This window comes from Corynebacterium sp. CCUG 70398 (assembly GCF_024454055.1).
GTDB lineage: Bacteria > Actinomycetota > Actinomycetes > Mycobacteriales > Mycobacteriaceae > Corynebacterium > Corynebacterium genitalium.
On the sequence record NZ_JAGPYZ010000002.1, the window covers coordinates 236,352 to 253,691 of the forward strand.

Genomic DNA, 17,340 nt, shown 5'->3' on the forward strand with positions numbered 1-17,340 from the left:
CACGGTGTGTGAGTCTGGCACAATAAGTGCGATGAAATCCTTCGAGTGCGTTGTCGTCGGGGCCGGTCCCGCTGGTTCCGCCGCAGCGATCGCCGCGGTGCGCGCCGGCATGAGCACGTTGCTTATCGACGCTTCTTCCCGCCGCCGCGACAAAACCTGCGGCGACGGACTCACCCCACGGGCAGTCCACTCCTTGCGCACGCTGGGGCTCGGATCTGCACTGCCTGCCTACCGCAACAAGGGCCTGAAGTTGCACGGTTTCGGCGGCTCCGTCACCGCACCGTGGCCCAACGGCTCCTACGGCACCGAGGGGTCGGCATCTCCCCGCACGCTTTTCGACGCTTCCTTGGCCGACCTGGCCACCACCACCGGCGCCACCGTCCTCTACGACTGCCCCGTCACCGCTCTCGAGCACGGGGCGGAAGGCGAGATCACGGCAGTGGTCACCCCGAAGGGAACGTTCGGTGCGCGCTGGGTGGTGGTTGCCGATGGGGTGCGTTCGCCCGTCGGAAAGCTGCTGGGTAGGCAGTGGCACCGCGGCGAGGTTTACGGCATCGCCGCGCGCTCCTACTGCACCACCCCGTTTGCTGACGAGCCGTGGATGCACTCCCACGTCGAACTCCGCGACTCTAGCGGCGAGATTCAACCCGGCTACGGCTGGATCTTCCCACTGGGACGCTCCGCCCCAAGCGGAAAGGGAGAGGCGAACGGAACCGTGAACCTGGGATGCGGGGCCCTGTCCACCGACACTCGGCCTGCCAAGGTGAACACCAAAAAGCTGCTCGTCGAATACGCCAACCAGGTCCGCGACGAATGGCAGCTGGGTGAACCCCGCGACATCGCCTCGGCGCTCCTGCCCATGGGCGGGGCCGTATCGAACGTCGCCGGCCCGAATTGGATGCTCATCGGCGACGCCGCCGCTTGCGTCAACCCCCTGAACGGTGAAGGAATCGACTACGGGTTGGAGACCGCCATCATGGCGGTCGACCTGATCACCGAAGCAAGCGCGGGCTCACGCGACCGTGACCTGACATTGGTCTGGCCGCACGAACTGCGCCGCCGCTACGGCGAGGCCTTCGTGCTTGCGCGCACCGCTGCCCGCCTGCTCACCTACCCACAGTTCCTGCCCCTGGCTGGGCCCATGGCGTTGCGAGGCCTCGGCGGCCGCTACCTCATGCCCGCCGCCGCCCGCCTGATGGGCAACCTCATCAGCGAAGAAGACAAGGACCTCGTCGCGCGGGCGTGGCGCGCGACCGGGTCCGTCGTTTCAGCTTCAGCGATCCGCCGCGGCGCGCCGCTGTGGGATGCCCGCTAGGCTTTCTCAGCGCTTCTCAGCGCGGTGCAGCGCGACGATGCCGAAGGCGAGGTTCTTCCAGGTGGCACGCTCCCAGCCGGAAGCGTTGATGGCGCTGGCGAGCTGCTCCTGGGCAGGCCATGCCTTGATGGACTCCGCAAGGTACTCGTAGGCGGGGGCGTTGGAGGAGAACACCTTGCCCAGCAGCGGGATCATCCGCGGCAGGACCGTGCTGTAAATGGTGGAGAACACCGGGATGACGGGGGTAGAGAACTCGTTGACCACCAATCGGCCACCCGGCTTGGTCACACGCGCCATTTCGCGCAACCCGGCTTCGAAATCGTGCACGTTGCGTAGACCGTAGGAGATGGTCACAGCGTCGAAGGTCTCATCGGCGAACGGCAGGTGCATGGCGTCGCCAACGACCTTCGGCACGTTGCGGTGCGCACCGGCGGCGAGCATGCCCTGGGAGAAGTCGCAGGCCACGCACCACGCACCGGACTTCGCCAGCTCTTCGGTGGACACTGCCGTGCCGGCGGCCAAGTCGAGCACCCGCTCGCCGGGCTTCAGGTCCAGCAGTTCGCGGGTGCGGCGGCGCCAGCGGCGGTCCAGGCCAGCTGTCATCACCGTGTTCGTGATGTCGTAGTTCTTGCCGACGTCATCGAACATCCCCGCCACATCGTGCGGGTTCTTCTCCAGGTTCGCCTTGGCCATAGGAAGACAGTCTACTTCGCCTGACTACGCCCGCCTTTGCGCCCCTTGTACGGGCTAGCGTCGATTGCTTGCTCGTAGTAGCCCAGGAGCTGGTCGCACAGCGCCGACCACGTCTTGTTCGCAACGGACTCGCGGGCGTTGCCGCTCATCTGCTCTAGGTTGTCGTCGGCGAGGATGGTCGCAGCGGCGGCGGGTAGGTCGCGTTCGAAGGTGGGGACGTCGAGAAGCTGGCCGTTGTAGCCGTCGACGATCGTGTCGATGGGCCCGCCCGCGCGCGGCCCGATCGTCGGCGTGCCGGAAGCCTGCGCCTCCTGCAGCGTCTGCCCGAAGGTCTCAAACTCGCCGGTGTGCACGAACAAATCCAACGATGCGTAGGCCGCCGCGAGCGTCTCCCCGCGCAGCTCACCGGTGAAAATCGCATTCGGCATGAGCTTGCCCAAGTCGCGTCGCTCCGGCCCGTCACCCACGATGACCAGCTGAATGCCTGGATCCCCGTGCAGGGCCGCAAGGCGCTCGACGCCCTTCTCCGACGCGAGGCGCCCCACGAAGCCGACGAATTTCTTCGTTCCCGTCGGGTCCCACTTCGCGCGCAGCTGCTCGCTGCGTTTCGACGGGTGGAACAGCTCCGAATCGACCCCGCGCCCCCACTTGTGCACGTTTTGAACGCCGTGCTTCTCAAGCTCCGCGATGGTCACTGACGACGGGGCGAGCGTCATCTGGGTCATGTTGTGCAGCCTGCGCGTCCACAGCCACGCCGCCTTCTCCAGGAAGCCGAGGTGGTACCGGGCGCTGAATCCCGCGACATCGGTTTGGAAGAGGGCGACGGCGGGGAGCTTCAAACGTCGACAAGCAATCGCTCCGACACCACCAAGCACGAACGGGCTGGCCAGATGCACCACGTCGGGCTGGAACTCTCGCAAAGTGTTCCACAGCGTCGTGTTCGGAATGCCCACCGGCAGTGAATCAACCAGCGGCACCATGATCGTGGGCACACGCACGACCGGGAAGCCGGCGTAGGACGGGACCTCCTCCTGGTTCGACCGCGCACCAGGAGCGATGACAATCGCCTCGTGGCCGTTCGCCTCCAAATGCTCCAGCACACGCAGGACGGAGTTGGTTACTCCGTTGACGTTGGGCAGGAAAGCTTCGGCAACAATAGCGACACGCATTGCACCATTATGTCTTTGGCCTGCTAACTGTTCGCGTCTTTCTCGGTAACGGCAGGTGAATTTTCACGCCATCCCGCCCGCGACACGGCCAGCCATCCCGCCGCCGCGATGAGCGTGGACATGAGCGCCACCGATAGCGCCGGAATGATCGCAAGGGGCCACGAGCGACCTTCCACCTTCACAATGTCAGGGTCCGATTTGGCGTACGTCACCCACACTTGCTGCCCCTCTCCCAGCCCCGAGGGGTAGAGCAGACCGTGGGGCGGGAAGTGCACGCGTCCGGTTTCGTCCAGGTACTCGACGGAGGTGCGCAACCAGGTCACGCTGGTGACGGTGGCAATGCCGCGGCCGGGGTCGCGGGAAATGGTGGCATCGTTCATCACGGGCCCTGCGACCATGGCCACGCTGCCGAGCATCGCGCACAGGTATAGCGCGATGATCAGCTGGTGCAGGCGGCGCTGAATCACTTCTTCAGCTGCTCCGCCAAACCGCGCCTGGTCGCGCGCGTGGTCACGGCCTCAATCACAGTCACGGGCTCGTGCTTATCGACGCCATCGACCAGGCACTCCACCAATTCCTGCGTCGTCTCGGCCCGGCGGTACGCGACACCGTATGCGTCTGCGAGGGCGGCGATGTCAACGTCGTGAGGCGTGCCGAACGCCATCTCGAAGTTCTCGCGCAACGGTTCAGCACCGGGTTCGAGAGCCTCGAAGATCCCGCCGCCGTTGTCGTTGGCCACAACGATGGTGAGGTTGCTCGGACGCGGCTGCGGCAGGTCGTGGCTGCCGATGAGCAACCCGCCGATGTCGTGCAGGAAGGTCACGTCGCCGACGAGCGCGACCGTGCGCGGGGCGCGCAGCTCATCCGGGTGCAGTGCCTGCGTGGCCAGAGCAATGCCGACTGCCTGGGACACTGTGCCGTCGATGCCGGCAGCACCCCGGGCGGAGTAGGTGGACACGCCGTCGAAAGGCAGGCCGACCAAGCTGGCGTCGCGCACTGGGTTCGACGAGCCGAGCACCAACGTGTCCCCCACCGCTAACGTGTCGCCCACCGCTGCGGCAGCATGCAGGCCGGTGAAACCGTATTGCTTGTCCTCGAGAGCGTCGCGGACTGTCTGGGCGCCGACGTCGCCGGCAGCCTCGCAAATCTTGAGCCACTGATCGGTCGGTTGTCCGGTGACGTTCACTCTGCTGCCGCGGCGGGCAGGGTTGCCCGTGAACGCCTCCGTGCGCGACAGCCCGATGACCTCAATGGTGTTGTCCGCCATGAGCGCCAGCACATCGCGGTGCAGCGTTGGGTGGCCGACCACAATGACCTGGTCCGGCTTTGTCGACGCGGCGAAGTCCCCGCCGTCGTGGCTCACCGCCACCTCATCCTGAGTGAAAAACCGCGCCGCCAAGGGGTGCACCTGGTGGAATGGGGTCGGGGCGGTCGGTTCGGCAATCGTGGGTATGTGCTCAAGTCCGGGGACCTCCCAGGCCTCGTCACCGGCAATGACCAGTGTGTTCAAAGTCAGGTCGACATCGACCGCGCCGTGGTCGACAAAACCTGCCCCGCCCTGCAGCCGCCCAGGGCCGACAACCCGGCGCGGCGTCCCCACCGGTTCCGCCAGCGCCTCCGGCACGAGCGGGGTATCCAACGCGACATTGATATGCGCGGCGCTGCTGCCGCCCGCGTCCGCGTCTAGCTCGATCGGGTCACCCACCGCGGCGACCTGCTGTGTCGCGGCGTAGCGGCCGAAGATGCCCTGCTGCCAGATCGTCTGCGATGCGCCGGTGCCCACCAGCCGCTCCGGCCGGTCCGCACTGACCACGAGCAGCGGGGTGTGCGACATGTGCGCCTCGATGACGGCCGGGTAGCAGTTCGCCACCGCAGTTCCCGAGGTCATCACCACCGCCACCGGCCTGCGTTGCACACGCGCGAGGCCGAGGGCGAGGAAGGAGGCGGCGCGTTCGTCGATACGCGAATGGACAGTGACGTCCCTGCGCGCCAGAAACGCGTACGCCAACGGCGAGTTGCGCGAACCCGGGCACAACACGACATCCGTGACATGCCCGGCGACCTCTTCCGCGACGTAATTCGCGACCGCAATTGCCTCTACTGCAGAATCCGCCATTACTGCCCCGACCCAAACAGATCGTCGAGGAAGCCCTGGATCTCGCTAACGACGCCTTCCGCCTCGTCTTGCAGCTCAGGCGGAATCTCAGTCGGAACCTCGGAGGGAAGGTCATCCGGCAGGTCAGACGGGATGGTCACCTGGGGATCACCGTCGGAGTTGCGGCCGAACAGGCCGTCGAGCAGACCCTCCGGGGTCGTCGTCACTGTCTCTGTCTCCGTGAGGGTCACCGGTGCCGGCGGCGGCTGGTTCGCACGGCCCTCCGCCCCGCGCCACAAGAAGAACAAGACAAGGGCTGCCAGGGCCAACAGCAACGCGGTGATGCCCATGGCGACGCCGCCGGCCCTGCCGCCGCGCTGCGGCTGCTCGTAGGGCTCGGGATCGCTGTAGGCCTGGCGGTCGCGCGGCGGGCGGTACGGCTGCTCGTAAGGTTCGGGATCGCCGTAGCCCTCGTAACCTTCATAGCCGCCGTATCCGTCGTAGCTGTCCTGCCCGCCGTACTGGGTGTGGCCGCCGTACTGCGTCTCCGGGTACGCAGCCTGGTAGGTCGTCTCATCCGGCATGTACTGCCGTGGCCCCTTCTCGCGGGGCTGGAACTGTGCAGTGCGGTCGTCGGCGCCGAGGAACTCGGTCTCATTATTCGAGCCGTCGCGGCGGGTCTGATCATCCATGGGCCACATCGTAGTCCCCCGGCGATCTGAGACCTACCGCGGTGAAGCGGCGGCCTACAGCACCAGGCCGAAGACAGGCACCGCCAGGAAGTAGGTAGCCAGGGTGATGATCACCACGCCGATTACGTTCAACCAAATGCCGCCCTTGATCATCTGCCCCATGGTGACGTAACCGGAACTGTAGGCAATCGCGTTCGGCGGGGTGGCCACCGGAAGCATGAACGCGCACGTTGCGGCCAAGGCGACCGGAATAGTCAGCAGCATGACGTTCATTTCGCCGCCCGATGTCAGGCCGATGCCGGTGGCCACACCGCCCATGATCGGCAGGAACGTCGCAGCGGTCGCGGTGTTGGAGGTCAGCTCCGTCAGCAGCAGGATGAGCACAGCCACGGCGGCGATAAGCACAATGACCGGCAGGCCAGCAAGGATCTTGGCCGCTTCACCGACCCACAACGACAGGCCCGTCTTGGTGAACATCGCCGACAGCGATAGACCGCCGCCGAACAGCAGCAACACGTCCCACGGGATGTCCTTGGCGGTCTCCCAATCCAGCAGGCGGATGCCGTTGAGCTTGCCGGGAATGGTGAACAGCAACAACCCGGCGATGATGCCCACGCTCGCATCGGTGTAGGGGAAGTCCCAGCCGAAGGTCTCCATCCCCAGCGGGATGAACACCCAGGCCAGCGCTGCAGACACGAAGATCACACCGGCGAGGATTTGGCCGGGGGTCCAGGGGCCGATCTTCTTCAATTCGTCGTCGATAAGCTCTTTGCCCCCGGGGATCTCATCGATCTCGGGCTTGAACACATTGATCAAGATGACCCACGCAAGCAGCGTGAACAGCACCGCAATGGGCACACCGAACATCATCCACTTGCCAAAACCGATCTCGATACCGTGCGATTCCTTCATGTAGCCGGCCAGCAGCAGGTTCGGCGGCGTACCGATCAGCGTGCCCAGCGAGCCTGTCGACGCCGAGTACGCAATGCCCAGCATCAGCGCCGTGGCGAAGTTCTTCTGCTTGTCCATGCTGCCCAGCTGCTCCGCGGTGAGAGTGAGCACGGAAACACCGATCGGCAGCATGACCACGGCCGTGGCGGTGTTGGACACCCACATCGACAGGAAGCCGGTGGCCACCATGAAGCCCAGGATGATGCGCTTCGGGGACGTACCGATGAGCTTGACCACCCACAGCGCAAGCCGGCGGTGCAAGTTCCACCGTTGCAGACCCAGCGCGATCATGAATCCGCCCATGAACAAGAAGATCGTGTCAGAGGCGTACGGGGCGCTGACTTCCTTGAACTCGGCCACGCCCATGATCGGGAAGATGGCCAGCGGAATCAGCGCAGTGGCGGCGAGCGGAATCGCCTCCGTCATCCACCACACCGCCATCCACACCGCGACCGCAGCCACGATGCGCATCGCCTGCGCGGAGTACTCTTTCTCCGCGTCAGCGCCGGCGGACTGAGCGACGGTGTCGGCGGCACCGTCCGGGAACAGCAGATAAATGACCACCGCCGCCGCAAGGCCCACAAACAGGCCGATGGCTTGGCGGCGCCAGTCCTTGCGTTCCGGCGCGGTGGCGATGTCGCCTTCCGCGAACTGAGTAGAATCGTGAGTTATCGCTGTTGCTGGCATGAATCAAACATATGCCATACAGCGCCTCAGACGATAAAACCACCAGTCTTTTCTTATCGACGACGCCTGCAAACCCGCCACCCTATCCGCATCCGGCGCGAACAACTCTGACGAATTGATACTGATGCGCCCATCCACGATGGGGAATGGGTCAGCGACATCCTCAATGAACAGCCGTTGCGTGGCCAGCCCCGCCGCTTGCGACCCCACCGCCGCGGCGGCGACGAGACCGGCGTGAATCCCCACCGCGGTGTCCAGGGCAGAGGCCACCGTAATCCGCAGGTCCAGGTCGCGGGCGATCCGCGTGAGGTTGCGCACCCCGCCGAGTGGTGCGACCTTGCACACCGCCGTATCCGCTGCCGCCAGCTTGACCACGCGGTACGGGTCCGCCACCTTCCGAATCGACTCATCCGCCGCAATCGGCGTGCGCACGTTACGGCGCACCGCCGCTAGCTCCTCCGCCGTGCGGCACGGCTGCTCGATGTACTCCAGGTACCCGCCGCGCGCAGTTCCGGTCGAGCCATCCGACGCGCCTTCCGCGGGCGGGAGGATGTCCTCAAAGGCACGGGCGGCGGCGATCGCTTCCTGCACGGTCCAGGCGCCGTTGGCGTCGACACGCAGCACGGTGTCGGGGCGCAACTCGTGGACGGCTCGGAGACGCGCGACATCGTCTGCGAGCGCTTGCCCACGCTCAGCGACTTTGATTTTGAATGTGCGCACGCCTTCAAACCGGGCGAGAACGTCAGGCACCTCGCCGGGTGTCACCGCGGGAATGGTGCCGTTGACCTCCACTTCGCTAGGGCCACCCAAACCCTGGTATCCCTCGTAAGCGGCTTCGAGCCCGGCGCGCAACCAGGCTGCCGCCTCTTCGTCGCTGTACTCGAGGAAGGGGGAGAACTCGCCCCAGCCGGCGGGGCCGTCGATAAGCAGGGCCTCGCGCGTGGTGATGCCGCGGAACCGCACCGCCATCGGCAGGGAGACGACGTGGGCGCGGTCGAGAATGTCGTCAGGATCCGGCAGAAAACTATTCCCAAGCACCGATTTCGTCTTCCGGCAGTGGTTCGAAGAAACTGTCGGGGACTTCGTAGTCAACGAACCCCAACTGATACCGCTCATCCTGACCGTTCTCAGTCATGGCAGCACCTTCCTGCTATGGCCCATATTCATGGCTAACTGTACCCGGGATCCGCGGGCCGTTTGGTCAGCACGAGCGCAACGGGTCCGCTCGGACGGTCAGTGCGGTTCGCCGATGCGCAACCACCGTTCGGGGCCGCCGCCACACAGGACGAGCACGCGCCGCCCGCGCACGACGACCCGATCTCCTCCAGCGTGAGCCGGCCGACGCGTTGCAAGTGGTGCACCACTGCGTCGACAGTGCTGGGGCTCAGGCCGGTCATGGTGCGGATCTCAGCGCGGGACCGCGCTCCCCCGCGGATTGCAGTGACAACTGCTTCCATCGGGCGCTGGCTGCCCGCGGGTGCCGCGGGCGCTTGTGGCTGGTTTGCTCTCCTAAAGATTCCCATCGTTGTCCCTCTCTAGAGCACCAAGCTCAGGCCCTGGAAGGTGGCCACGGCGAGCAGCCAGGCGAGTGCTAACTGGCCGACGAGGCCGATCGCGGTCCACTTCCATCCGATCTCGCGACGTTGCGCGGCCAACGTGGCCACGCACGGGGTATAGGCGAGCAGGAAGATCATGTAGGCCCACACGGCGGCCAGGGTGTTGCCCCCGGAGGTCTCTTCGAAGTCCGCGCGCACGGCCTGGGCGAGCGGGGATGCGCCCTGCTCCTCTGGGGCCGCGTCGGTAACGTCCTCGAGGTCGTAGGTCTGGGCCCACGTGGCGATGAGAGCCTCTTTGGCCAGGAAGCCGGTGACCAGCGGGCCGGTGAGCGACCACGAGTCGAAACCGGCGGGCTCGAACACCGGCGCCATGGAATCGGCGACAACGCCGTAGAGGGAATCTTGGGGCGCCAAGTCCTCATCACCCCAGCTGTGCCCCGGCGCAGCGGGGGTAGACAGGAGGAACCAGATCACCACGACCGTGGCCACGATGATCCCGCCCGCGGTCTGCAGGAAGCCTTTCAGGCGGCTCCACATCACCGAGAAGCTCAAGCGCGCTGTGGGCCATTGGTAGACGGGCAGATCGATGACCAGCGGGTCGGAGCCCATCGTGCGCCACAACGTCGTGCGCAGCAGCAGTCCGGAGAGCACCACCAGCGCGATCGAGATGACGTACATGGCGAAGACGACCAATCCGGCCTTGTCCGGGAAGAACGTCTGCGCCAGCATCACGTACACCGTTAGCCGCGCCGAGCAGGAGGTGAACGGCACCAGTAGCGCGGTCAACCTGCGCTGTTCCGGGGTGGCCAAAACGCGCGTGGCCGAGATCGCTGGCACGTTGCAGCCGAAGCCGACGATGAGCGGGATGAACGCCTTGCCCGGCAACCCGATCGCCCGCATGAGTCGGTCCGCGACGACCGCGGCCCGAGCCATGTAGCCGGAGTCCTCCAGCACCGCCAAGCAGAGGAACATCAACGCCATCAACGGCACGAAGGTGAGCACCATGCCGACGCCGTTAATGATGCCGTCGACAAGCAAGCCCTCCACGAACGGGTAATTGAGACCGACCGCAGCAAGCCCGGCGCGCGCCCAATCGGAACACGGGCCCAGCACGAAGTCCTCGAGCAGGCTTTGCAGCGGCGCCGCCACCGTCGTGGTGATTTGGAAGACAGCGAACCGCCTAAAACGAACTCCAAGCTCTACGATGGCGCCATGGCCTACACCACAGACCAACCCTTCGACCCGTCGCAGTGGCGCAGCGTCGGGGAGTTCACCGACATCACCTACCACCGCCACGTGGGCGAAGGCCGCGAAAACGGCATCGTCCGCATCGCGTTCAACCGCCCCGAGGTACGCAATGCGTTCCGTCCGCACACTGTCGACGAGCTGTACCGCGCACTCGACCACGCGCGCCGCGACCCTTCCGTAGGAGTGGTGTTGCTCACCGGCAACGGACCGTCGCCGAAGGACGGCGGCTGGGCGTTCTGCTCCGGCGGCGACCAGCGCATCCGCGGCCGCAGCGGCTACCAGTACGGCGACGACGACAACCAGGTGGACACCGCGCGCGTCAAGGCCGAGGGCGGGCGGTTGCACATTCTCGAGGTCCAGCGCCTCATCCGCACGATGCCGAAAGTGGTCATCGCGGTGGTGGGCGGCTGGGCAGCCGGCGGCGGGCACTCGCTGCACGTTGTGTGCGACATGACCATCGCCTCGCGCGAGGAAGCCCGCTTCAAACAGACCGATGCCGACGTGGGCTCCTTCGACGGCGGATACGGCTCCGCCTACCTGGCAAAACAGGTCGGGCAGAAATTCGCGCGCGAGATCTTCTTCCTCGGCAGGGAGTACTCCGCTGAGGACATGCACCGCATGGGCGCAGTCAACATCGTGTCGCCACACGGTTCGCTCGAAGACGACGCCATCCAGGTCGCCCGCGAAATCAATGGCAAGTCGCCCCAAGCACAGCGGATGCTCAAGTTCGCATTCAATTTGCTTGACGACGGCCTCATGGGCCAACAGGTCTTCGCCGGCGAAGCCACCCGCCTGGCCTACATGACCGACGAAGCCGTGGAAGGCCGCGACTCCTTCCTACAAAAGCGCCCACCGAACTGGGAAGACTTCCCCTTCTACTACTAGCGCCGCGCCGAGCGGTTGCCGGTGAGCCGCCACCGGGCCGCGACCCAGCTGCTCGCCGCGAGCGCTACGCCGAGAACCGCCGCGGCGGCATACCGCACCGGCGTCGTCGCGGTGTACGGCCATGCCTGCGGGGCAAGGATCCACAGTGGCGTCTCGGCAAGCACGTCCCCGCCGATGGTGACACCGAAGATGGTCCACACGATCGTCAGTGCGAGCGTCCACGCCACCCCGAACCGGGCCGTGACGAACAGGGCGAACAGCACCATCGCCGTGCCGACGAGAAGCGCGAGCACACCGCCGCCGGCTGGCGTGCCGGTGAGCACCGCAAGAAGCGCAACCAGCGCGACGACCGCCACGCACCAGGTGCACAGCGCGCTTCGCACGCGCGGATGCTCGATCTGCATGAGCGCCCACGCAGGATGCAGCCGCGGCCAGACCAGCGCAGGCAGCACGCCCGTGCCGACCGGGAGGATGAGGAACGTGAACACTCCCTGGCGGACATCCGGGGAGTAGCGCACCGCGGCAAGCATCACCAGCCCCGTGAGCGCGAGGCATGCGTAGACGGCTGGCGTCGCCGCCGCCCGGTGAACGCCGATGAGAGCCGAGCCGGGCTTCGCCGGGCGCGCGACGGCAGGTCCCGCAGCCTCGATCGGAGTGCTGACTGCGTGCACCGTCTTCTTCCGGGGCCGTGCGCGGCGGACAGGAATGAGAACTGCGCACACAGCCCCCACCGCCGCGAGCAGTAGGCACAGAGCGAGCGCCGCCCACGGTGCCTCGCCGTGCATCGGCGAGTCCGGTTCGAGAGGAAGCGCGTTGAACTGCAGCCCCATCGTCGGCAAGACAAGGCGTAGCGGCCACGCGCCCGGATTGAGCCACCACCAGTCGCGCTCGACGAAGTAGCCGAGCCCGATCTGCCACACCACCGCTACAACGAGCGTGGGCAGCAGGCCGACGCGCCGCGTCAACCCCGCTGCCAGCCCCGCCGGGCCGAGCGCACCGATCCACACGAAGAACCCGACGAGCAGCACCACACCCGCCCGGTCAAGACCGAGCAGAGAAGCGACCGCAGCCGTGACACCGAAGTCCAGCAGGAAGAACACGCCGAGGGCAGCCCACACGAACGCCAGGCGCGCGGCGCGGGTCGCCAGAGGTGAGACAGGCCGCCACGCGGTGCCGCCATTTCGAGCGTCGCGCTCGCGGTTCTCCGCTGTGCCGGCAAACAATGCGGCCAGCGGTGCGGCCATCCCCGTGACCAATAACGCCTGCCAGCTCAACAGGTCTGTTGCGGCCTGAATAGCGCCGGCAAACCCGAACAGCGTCAGCACGCCCCCGAGCAACAGGCCCGACAGGGCGAGCCACCACAGGACCGACCCGCGCGACCGGATCGCCTCGGCGCGAAAGTACCTCGCCGTTGTCATTGCGCGACTCCGCGGGTCAGGTGGAAGAAGGACTCCTCCAGGTTCGGGCCCAGCTCGCGCAGTTCACCGGCGAAGCGGACGGTGCCGCCGGCGATGACGGTGGCGTTGTCGGCAAGGTGGAGGACTTCGCCGAGCTGGTGGGAGCTGACCAGCACTGTCCGCCCGGAACGCGCGTAGGCGCGCAGGTAGGTGCGTAGGTGGGCGATGCCTTCGGGGTCGAGGCCGTTTTGCGGCTCGTCAAGCACAAGCACCGGCGGTTCGCCGAGCAGTGCCTGGGCAAGCGCAAGGCGGCCTTTCATGCCGGTGGAGAACGCCGACGCACGCTTCTTCCCCGCCCCCGCAAGACCGACAAGCTCGAGCACCCGGTCCGCTTCCGAGTCCGGCAGACCGAGCAGCGTCGTGTGCACGCGGAGGTTATTGCGCGCGCTCAAGTGACCGTAGAAGGCAGGGTCATTGATCGACGCGCCGACGTTGCGCAGCAGCGTCCGGTCGAACGGCTGCCCCATGAGAGTGACGGCACCAACGTCCGGTTCGATCAGCCCGAGCATGACGGACATGAGGGTGGATTTACCGGCACCGTTGGGTCCGAGCAGCGCGTGCACGCGCCCGGGCTGGGTGGTCAGGGTCACGCCGTCCAGGACGCGCTGTGCGCCGAACGACACGGAAACATCGCTACATCCGAGGTGAGTCATGCGGTCATTGTGGCGCGCGGCCCGGCGCGTGTGATCCTCCCTCAGGAGGAAATCCCAGCGCGGTGCGCCAGCAGCACGAGCGCGACGCGGTCCCGCGCACCCAGCTTGGCCAGCAGGTTTTTGACGTGCGTTTTCACGGTCGTCGGCGCGATGAACAGCCGCTGCGAGATCTCCGCGTTCGTCGCCCCGGCGGCGATCTCGGCGAGCACTTCCACCTCGCGCGCGGTGAGCATGGACAGCGCCTGCCGCTCGTAGTCGCTCAACGCATTCCGCTTATCGACGCCCCCACGCACCCACTCCAGCACCGCCCCCGTCACCCCACTCGCCAACACGGATTCTCCCCGGTGGACGGCGCGAACGGCATCGGCAAGCACGTCCGGGTCAGCATCCTTGAGCAGAAAGCCGTGCACGCCGGCGGTGATGGCGGCTTGGACGAGCTCGTCGTCGTTGAACGTGGTCAGCATGATCACTTTCGGTCCGAGCGGCATGATTTTCTTCGCCGCGGTAATGCCGTCCATGACCGGCATGCGAATGTCCAGCACCGCGATATCGATCCCACCCGCGCCAGCCTGTTGCACCCTGTCCACCGCGTCCACCGCTTCTTGCCCATTCGTGGCAGTGCAGACCACGTCGATGTCCGGCTGGGAATTCAGGATGGTGGCGAGGGCGGAGAGGAGGAGGGGTTGATCGTCGGCAAGCAGCAGGCGCATGTCACACCCCCAGCCGCGCGTTGACTGTGACCGTGTCCCCGTCGTACGTGACGTCGAGGGTCCCGCCGGTGGCGCGCGCACGCTCACGCATCCCCTCAATCCCGGCACCCGCGCCCGGCTGCGGCGCGCGGCGCCCCGTGGAGACGACAGCGACCGCCACACCGCCCTCGGCCGGCTCCACCGTCACGCGAACAATGGGATCCACCTGGTGCTTCGCCGCGTTGGTGACCGACTCCGCAACAATCCGGTGCGCTGCCAACCCCGTCACCGCCGGCACCGAGACCTCGCTGAGATCGAGCGTCACGGTCACCCCCGCGTCGCGGAAGCGCTCGACCAGCTCCGGGATATCGCGCAGCCCCGGCGCGGGCTGCAGCCCCGCGTTCTCCTCCCGCAGCTCCCGCACCAGCCCCCGGATGTCGGCCAGCGCGTCGCCGGCCACCGCCTGGATCGTCTCCAGCGCCTCGCGCTCGTTTCCGCCGGCCAACCCCGCGTTCGCCTGCACCTTGATGAGGGTGAGGGTGTGGCCCAGCACGTCGTGAATCTCGCGGGCGGTCTCGCGCCGCTCCTCATCGCGGGCGGTGACAAGCAGCTGCTCGCGCATCCGCGCCTCATTCGCCCTGGCCGCCTGCTCCGCCACCAGGTTCTTCGCGAACAAGAACGCCACAGCTATTGCCGCCCAATGCAGCGCCAACGAGATCACCGCGTCCACCGGCATCCGGTAATACAGGATGAAATCCTCCCCCCACGTCCACATGAACGGCGAGACGAACGACCACACCAACGCGGCCGCCGACACCCCGCGGCTGAACGGTGTCGAACACCACCGCCGCGCCGTGAACACACCCAGCGGGACCAGCACGACCCACAGCGTGTAGCCGATGTTGACCGGTGCGAGGATCCACAGCGCAGACCACGCGGCGTTGAGCCCCACCATGAGCCCAGCGGACCACCGCGGGTGGGAGCGCCACACAGCGAGCGCGCCGACGAACCCCCACGACAACACCGCCTGCGCCCAATCGGCAGCGCCGGCCCAATCGGAGAACAGCACTCCCGTGTGCATGATCGCCAGCACGGCTGCCAGCGCTGCCACCACGAGATCACCGTTTTTCACACGCATCCTGCTCAGCGTATCCGCTCCGCCCACGCTGCGACCTCCTCCCGTGGGAGGAGACTGACCCCCGTAAGCTTGCCAGCGTGCCCCACATCCTCGAACTGCTGCCCGTCGACCTCGCCGACCCGCTGGCGATCATGCCTGACCTGGAGGCCGCGATCAGCGGCCAGTGCGCGGTGCTGCCCGTCCCCAAGGACGACCCGCGGCGAGCGGACCAGCTGCGCACGACGATGCGCGCGGGCCAGTCGATCGCAGACGAGATCGCCGTCGTCGTGGCCACGTCCGGTTCGACCGGTGTGCCAAAGGGCGCGCAGCTCACGGCGGCGAACCTCATCTCCAGCGCGGATGCGACGCACCAGGCGCTCGGCGGGCCCGGCCAGTGGCTGCTGGCCATGCCGGCCCACCACATCGCGGGGCTGCAGGTCCTGGTCCGCAGCATGGTCGCGGGTGTGGAGCCAGAGTTCGTCGACCTCTCGAGCGGCTTCCACATCAGCGAATTCGCCGCGCGCACCCACGATCTCGCCGACACCGGCGAGCGCATGTACACCGCGATGACGCCGATGCAGCTGGACAAGGCGATGAGCACGCTCGCGGGTATCGAGGCGCTGCGCCTCTACAGCGCTGTGCTCGTCGGCGGTGGCGCCATTCACCCGAAAATTCTTGAGGCTGCGGGCAAGTTGCGCATCCGCGTGGTCACCACGTACGGGTCATCAGAGACGTCCGGCGGCTGCGTCTACGACGGTCGCCCGCTCCCCGGCACGCAGATCACGCTTATCGACGGCCGCATCCACCTCGGCGGCCCCACCATCGCCCACGGCTACCGCAACGTGCCCGATCATGCAGCGTTCGCAGAGCCGGGCTGGTTTGCCACCTCCGACGCCGGCGAGCTTATCGACGGCCGCCTGACCGCCACCGGGCGTCTGGACACCATCATCGATACGGGCGGGTTGAAGCTGCACCCCGAAGTGGTCGAGTCGTTCATGCTCGGCGTCGACGGCGTGACTGCTGCGTGCGTGGTGGGGGTGCCGGACGTGCGCTTGGGCAACCGCGTCTGCGCCGCCTACGCCGGCTCAGCGGAGGTCGCCGACCTGATGGAGGCTTTCGACGACCTGCCCCGCTGGCAGGTGCCCAAAGATGTGCGCCACGTGCGCACCCTGCCCACAACGGGCCCCGGCAAGCCGGACCGCACCGCCGTGCGCGAACTGTTCGCCTAACCGTCAACGCCGCGCTAGGACTCGACCGGCGCAGCGGCGAGCAGCTGCTCCACGTCTTCGCGGGTGTAGGTGTCGGCGATTTGCACGTCGTTGCCGCCGCGCCAGTGGTTGCGGCGCACCAGCGCGCCCTTCTGCGAGAACGGAATCATCGAGAACTCGCGCGGGTGCGGGTAGACCTGCCGGACGAGGTGGCCGGAGCGAAGGGCCAGGTTGTTGAGCCAGACATCGTCGGCGAGCGGGGCCTTGTCCGTGAATTCCGTGCCGTGCGCGGCGACATAGTCCACCATCGACGCTGGATACAGCACGCCGGAGACCCCCGTGGCGAAGTGCCGCGCGGACGGTTCCGTCGTGTACGTCGCGCTCCACTCCTTGTACGGGGCCATGCCGTCCGCGTCCAGCGCGATCGTGTGCGCGCGGTACGCCACAATGCAGCCCGGGCTCGCACCCGCCGAGTTCAACAGCTTATCGACGAACCACCGCGGATACATCATGTCATCATCCACCGTGATTACCCGCGTGCCCGTACCCTGGAACTCCTGGAACGCGCCGTAGTACTTCGTGTGCGGGCCGTAATGGCCGTCAGAACACCGCACCTGCAGGCCACGCTCCTTCAACCGGGCCAGCGCCTTCGGCCAAGGGCGGTAATAGTCCTCCTCGTCGAGCCAAAGGTACACGGGGAGACGGTGGGTGCCGGTGAGGAGGGAGGAGATGCAGTACACCGCCGTCGATAAGCGTCGGCCGTACGTGGTCAACGAGATGACAGTGTCGCCGTCCTGCGGGAACGACAAGTGCGCCGCATGCGTGGCCAAGCTCAGGCCAGGCTGGCGGGCGAGCGTCCCCGCGGTGTGCAGCACCTGGCGGACGGCGTAGTCGATCCACATGAAGCGATACTTTAGCCGAGCTT

The 17,340-nt window shown here is 66.7% G+C and carries 16 protein-coding genes and 1 pseudogene; 3 read left to right on the forward strand and 14 right to left on the reverse strand.

The window, feature by feature from the left end:
- Positions 1–31: 31 nt before the first annotated feature.
- Positions 32–1,315: a geranylgeranyl reductase family protein gene (locus tag KBX07_RS03725; RefSeq protein ID WP_305083336.1), complete on the forward strand. Its 1,284-nt coding sequence runs from the start codon at positions 32–34 to the stop codon at positions 1,313–1,315.
- 6 nt (positions 1,316–1,321) lie between these two features.
- Here KBX07_RS03725 and KBX07_RS03730 read toward each other — a convergent pair whose 3' ends face one another.
- The 9 genes and pseudogenes from KBX07_RS03730 to KBX07_RS03770 all read right to left on the reverse strand — a co-directional run.
- A complete protein-coding gene (locus tag KBX07_RS03730; protein WP_005286839.1) occupies positions 1,322–2,008 on the reverse strand; it encodes a demethylmenaquinone methyltransferase in 687 nt (228 codons plus the stop codon).
- An 11-nt stretch (positions 2,009–2,019) separates the two neighbouring features.
- Positions 2,020–3,177, reverse strand: a complete 1,158-nt coding sequence (locus KBX07_RS03735; protein WP_256023055.1) for a glycosyltransferase family 1 protein — start codon at positions 3,175–3,177, stop codon at positions 2,020–2,022.
- Between the two features lie 23 nt (positions 3,178–3,200).
- Entirely contained in the window at positions 3,201–3,644 is a 444-nt protein-coding gene (locus tag KBX07_RS03740; protein ID WP_256023056.1) for a DUF3592 domain-containing protein, read from the reverse strand.
- Complete coding sequence (gene menD / locus KBX07_RS03745; protein ID WP_256023057.1) at positions 3,641–5,293, reverse strand: 2-succinyl-5-enolpyruvyl-6-hydroxy-3-cyclohexene-1-carboxylic-acid synthase; 1,653 nt, start codon at positions 5,291–5,293, stop codon at positions 3,641–3,643. Before menD ends, KBX07_RS03740 begins: the two co-directional genes overlap by 4 nt.
- Positions 5,293–5,964 (reverse strand): hypothetical protein, encoded by a 672-nt coding sequence (locus tag KBX07_RS03750; protein ID WP_040423427.1) that lies wholly within the window; start codon positions 5,962–5,964, stop codon positions 5,293–5,295. Before KBX07_RS03750 ends, menD begins: the two co-directional genes overlap by 1 nt.
- A 54-nt stretch (positions 5,965–6,018) precedes the next feature.
- On the reverse strand, positions 6,019–7,602 hold the full coding sequence (locus tag KBX07_RS03755; RefSeq protein WP_256023059.1) for a DASS family sodium-coupled anion symporter: 1,584 nt from the start codon (positions 7,600–7,602) through the stop codon (positions 6,019–6,021).
- 3 nt (positions 7,603–7,605) lie between these two features.
- A complete protein-coding gene (locus tag KBX07_RS03760) occupies positions 7,606–8,640 on the reverse strand; it encodes an o-succinylbenzoate synthase (RefSeq protein ID WP_256023060.1) in 1,035 nt (344 codons plus the stop codon).
- Between the two features lie 131 nt (positions 8,641–8,771).
- Complete coding sequence (locus KBX07_RS03765) at positions 8,772–9,059, reverse strand: hypothetical protein (protein WP_005286861.1); 288 nt, start codon at positions 9,057–9,059, stop codon at positions 8,772–8,774.
- Between the two features lie 78 nt (positions 9,060–9,137).
- Positions 9,138–10,334, reverse strand: a pseudogene (locus KBX07_RS03770) (nucleoside recognition domain-containing protein); the annotation flags it as partial.
- A gap of 36 nt (positions 10,335–10,370) precedes the next feature.
- Between KBX07_RS03770 and KBX07_RS03775 the strand changes: the two are divergent.
- Positions 10,371–11,291: a 1,4-dihydroxy-2-naphthoyl-CoA synthase gene (locus tag KBX07_RS03775; RefSeq protein WP_255994395.1), complete on the forward strand. Its 921-nt coding sequence runs from the start codon at positions 10,371–10,373 to the stop codon at positions 11,289–11,291.
- Here the strand turns inward: KBX07_RS03775 and KBX07_RS03780 are convergent.
- The 4 genes from KBX07_RS03780 to KBX07_RS03795 are packed head-to-tail and all read right to left on the reverse strand — an operon-like array spanning position 11,288 to position 15,228.
- Positions 11,288–12,709, reverse strand: a complete 1,422-nt coding sequence (locus tag KBX07_RS03780; protein ID WP_256023062.1) for a hypothetical protein — start codon at positions 12,707–12,709, stop codon at positions 11,288–11,290. The two genes, KBX07_RS03775 and KBX07_RS03780, sit on opposite strands and share 4 nt — an antisense overlap.
- On the reverse strand, positions 12,706–13,401 hold the full coding sequence (locus KBX07_RS03785) for an ATP-binding cassette domain-containing protein (protein WP_256023064.1): 696 nt from the start codon (positions 13,399–13,401) through the stop codon (positions 12,706–12,708). Before KBX07_RS03785 ends, KBX07_RS03780 begins: the two co-directional genes overlap by 4 nt.
- Before the next feature lie 41 nt (positions 13,402–13,442).
- Positions 13,443–14,111, reverse strand: a complete 669-nt coding sequence (locus tag KBX07_RS03790; RefSeq protein ID WP_256023065.1) for a response regulator transcription factor — start codon at positions 14,109–14,111, stop codon at positions 13,443–13,445.
- 1 nt (position 14,112) lies between these two features.
- The gene (locus KBX07_RS03795) at positions 14,113–15,228 is read right to left on the reverse strand and encodes a sensor histidine kinase (protein WP_256023067.1); all 1,116 of its coding nucleotides are present in this window, start codon (positions 15,226–15,228) and stop codon (positions 14,113–14,115) included.
- A 131-nt stretch (positions 15,229–15,359) separates the two neighbouring features.
- On the opposite strand from KBX07_RS03795, the gene menE reads away from it, so the two are divergent.
- Complete coding sequence (menE, locus tag KBX07_RS03800; protein ID WP_305083360.1) at positions 15,360–16,436, forward strand: o-succinylbenzoate--CoA ligase; 1,077 nt, start codon at positions 15,360–15,362, stop codon at positions 16,434–16,436.
- Positions 16,437–16,450: 14 nt separating this feature from the next.
- Here menE and KBX07_RS03805 read toward each other — a convergent pair whose 3' ends face one another.
- Complete coding sequence (locus tag KBX07_RS03805; protein WP_256023070.1) at positions 16,451–17,317, reverse strand: glycosyltransferase; 867 nt, start codon at positions 17,315–17,317, stop codon at positions 16,451–16,453.
- Positions 17,318–17,340: the final 23 nt, after the last annotated feature.

Excerpts from the sequence above, each read along its gene's own strand:
- KBX07_RS03780 (WP_256023062.1), bottom strand. The coding sequence starts at position 12,709 with ATGACAACGGCGAGGTACTTTCGCGCCGAGGCGATCCGGTCGCGCGGG.
- KBX07_RS03735 (WP_256023055.1), bottom strand. The coding sequence starts at position 3,177 with ATGCGTGTCGCTATTGTTGCCGAAGCTTTCCTGCCCAACGTCAACGGA.
- menD (WP_256023057.1), bottom strand. The coding sequence starts at position 5,293 with ATGGCGGATTCTGCAGTAGAGGCAATTGCGGTCGCGAATTACGTCGCG.
- KBX07_RS03750 (WP_040423427.1), bottom strand. The coding sequence starts at position 5,964 with ATGGATGATCAGACCCGCCGCGACGGCTCGAATAATGAGACCGAGTTC.
- KBX07_RS03755 (WP_256023059.1), bottom strand. The coding sequence starts at position 7,602 with ATGCCAGCAACAGCGATAACTCACGATTCTACTCAGTTCGCGGAAGGC.
- KBX07_RS03775 (WP_255994395.1), top strand. The coding sequence starts at position 10,371 with ATGGCCTACACCACAGACCAACCCTTCGACCCGTCGCAGTGGCGCAGC.
- KBX07_RS03785 (WP_256023064.1), bottom strand. The coding sequence starts at position 13,401 with ATGACTCACCTCGGATGTAGCGATGTTTCCGTGTCGTTCGGCGCACAG.
- KBX07_RS03795 (WP_256023067.1), bottom strand. The coding sequence starts at position 15,228 with ATGCGTGTGAAAAACGGTGATCTCGTGGTGGCAGCGCTGGCAGCCGTG.
- menE (WP_305083360.1), top strand. The coding sequence starts at position 15,360 with ATGCCTGACCTGGAGGCCGCGATCAGCGGCCAGTGCGCGGTGCTGCCC.
- KBX07_RS03805 (WP_256023070.1), bottom strand. The coding sequence starts at position 17,317 with ATGTGGATCGACTACGCCGTCCGCCAGGTGCTGCACACCGCGGGGACG.
- KBX07_RS03730 (WP_005286839.1), bottom strand. The coding sequence starts at position 2,008 with ATGGCCAAGGCGAACCTGGAGAAGAACCCGCACGATGTGGCGGGGATG.
- KBX07_RS03725 (WP_305083336.1), top strand. The coding sequence starts at position 32 with ATGAAATCCTTCGAGTGCGTTGTCGTCGGGGCCGGTCCCGCTGGTTCC.
- KBX07_RS03790 (WP_256023065.1), bottom strand. The coding sequence starts at position 14,111 with ATGCGCCTGCTGCTTGCCGACGATCAACCCCTCCTCCTCTCCGCCCTC.
- KBX07_RS03765 (WP_005286861.1), bottom strand. The coding sequence starts at position 9,059 with ATGGAAGCAGTTGTCACTGCAATCCGCGGGGGAGCGCGGTCCCGCGCT.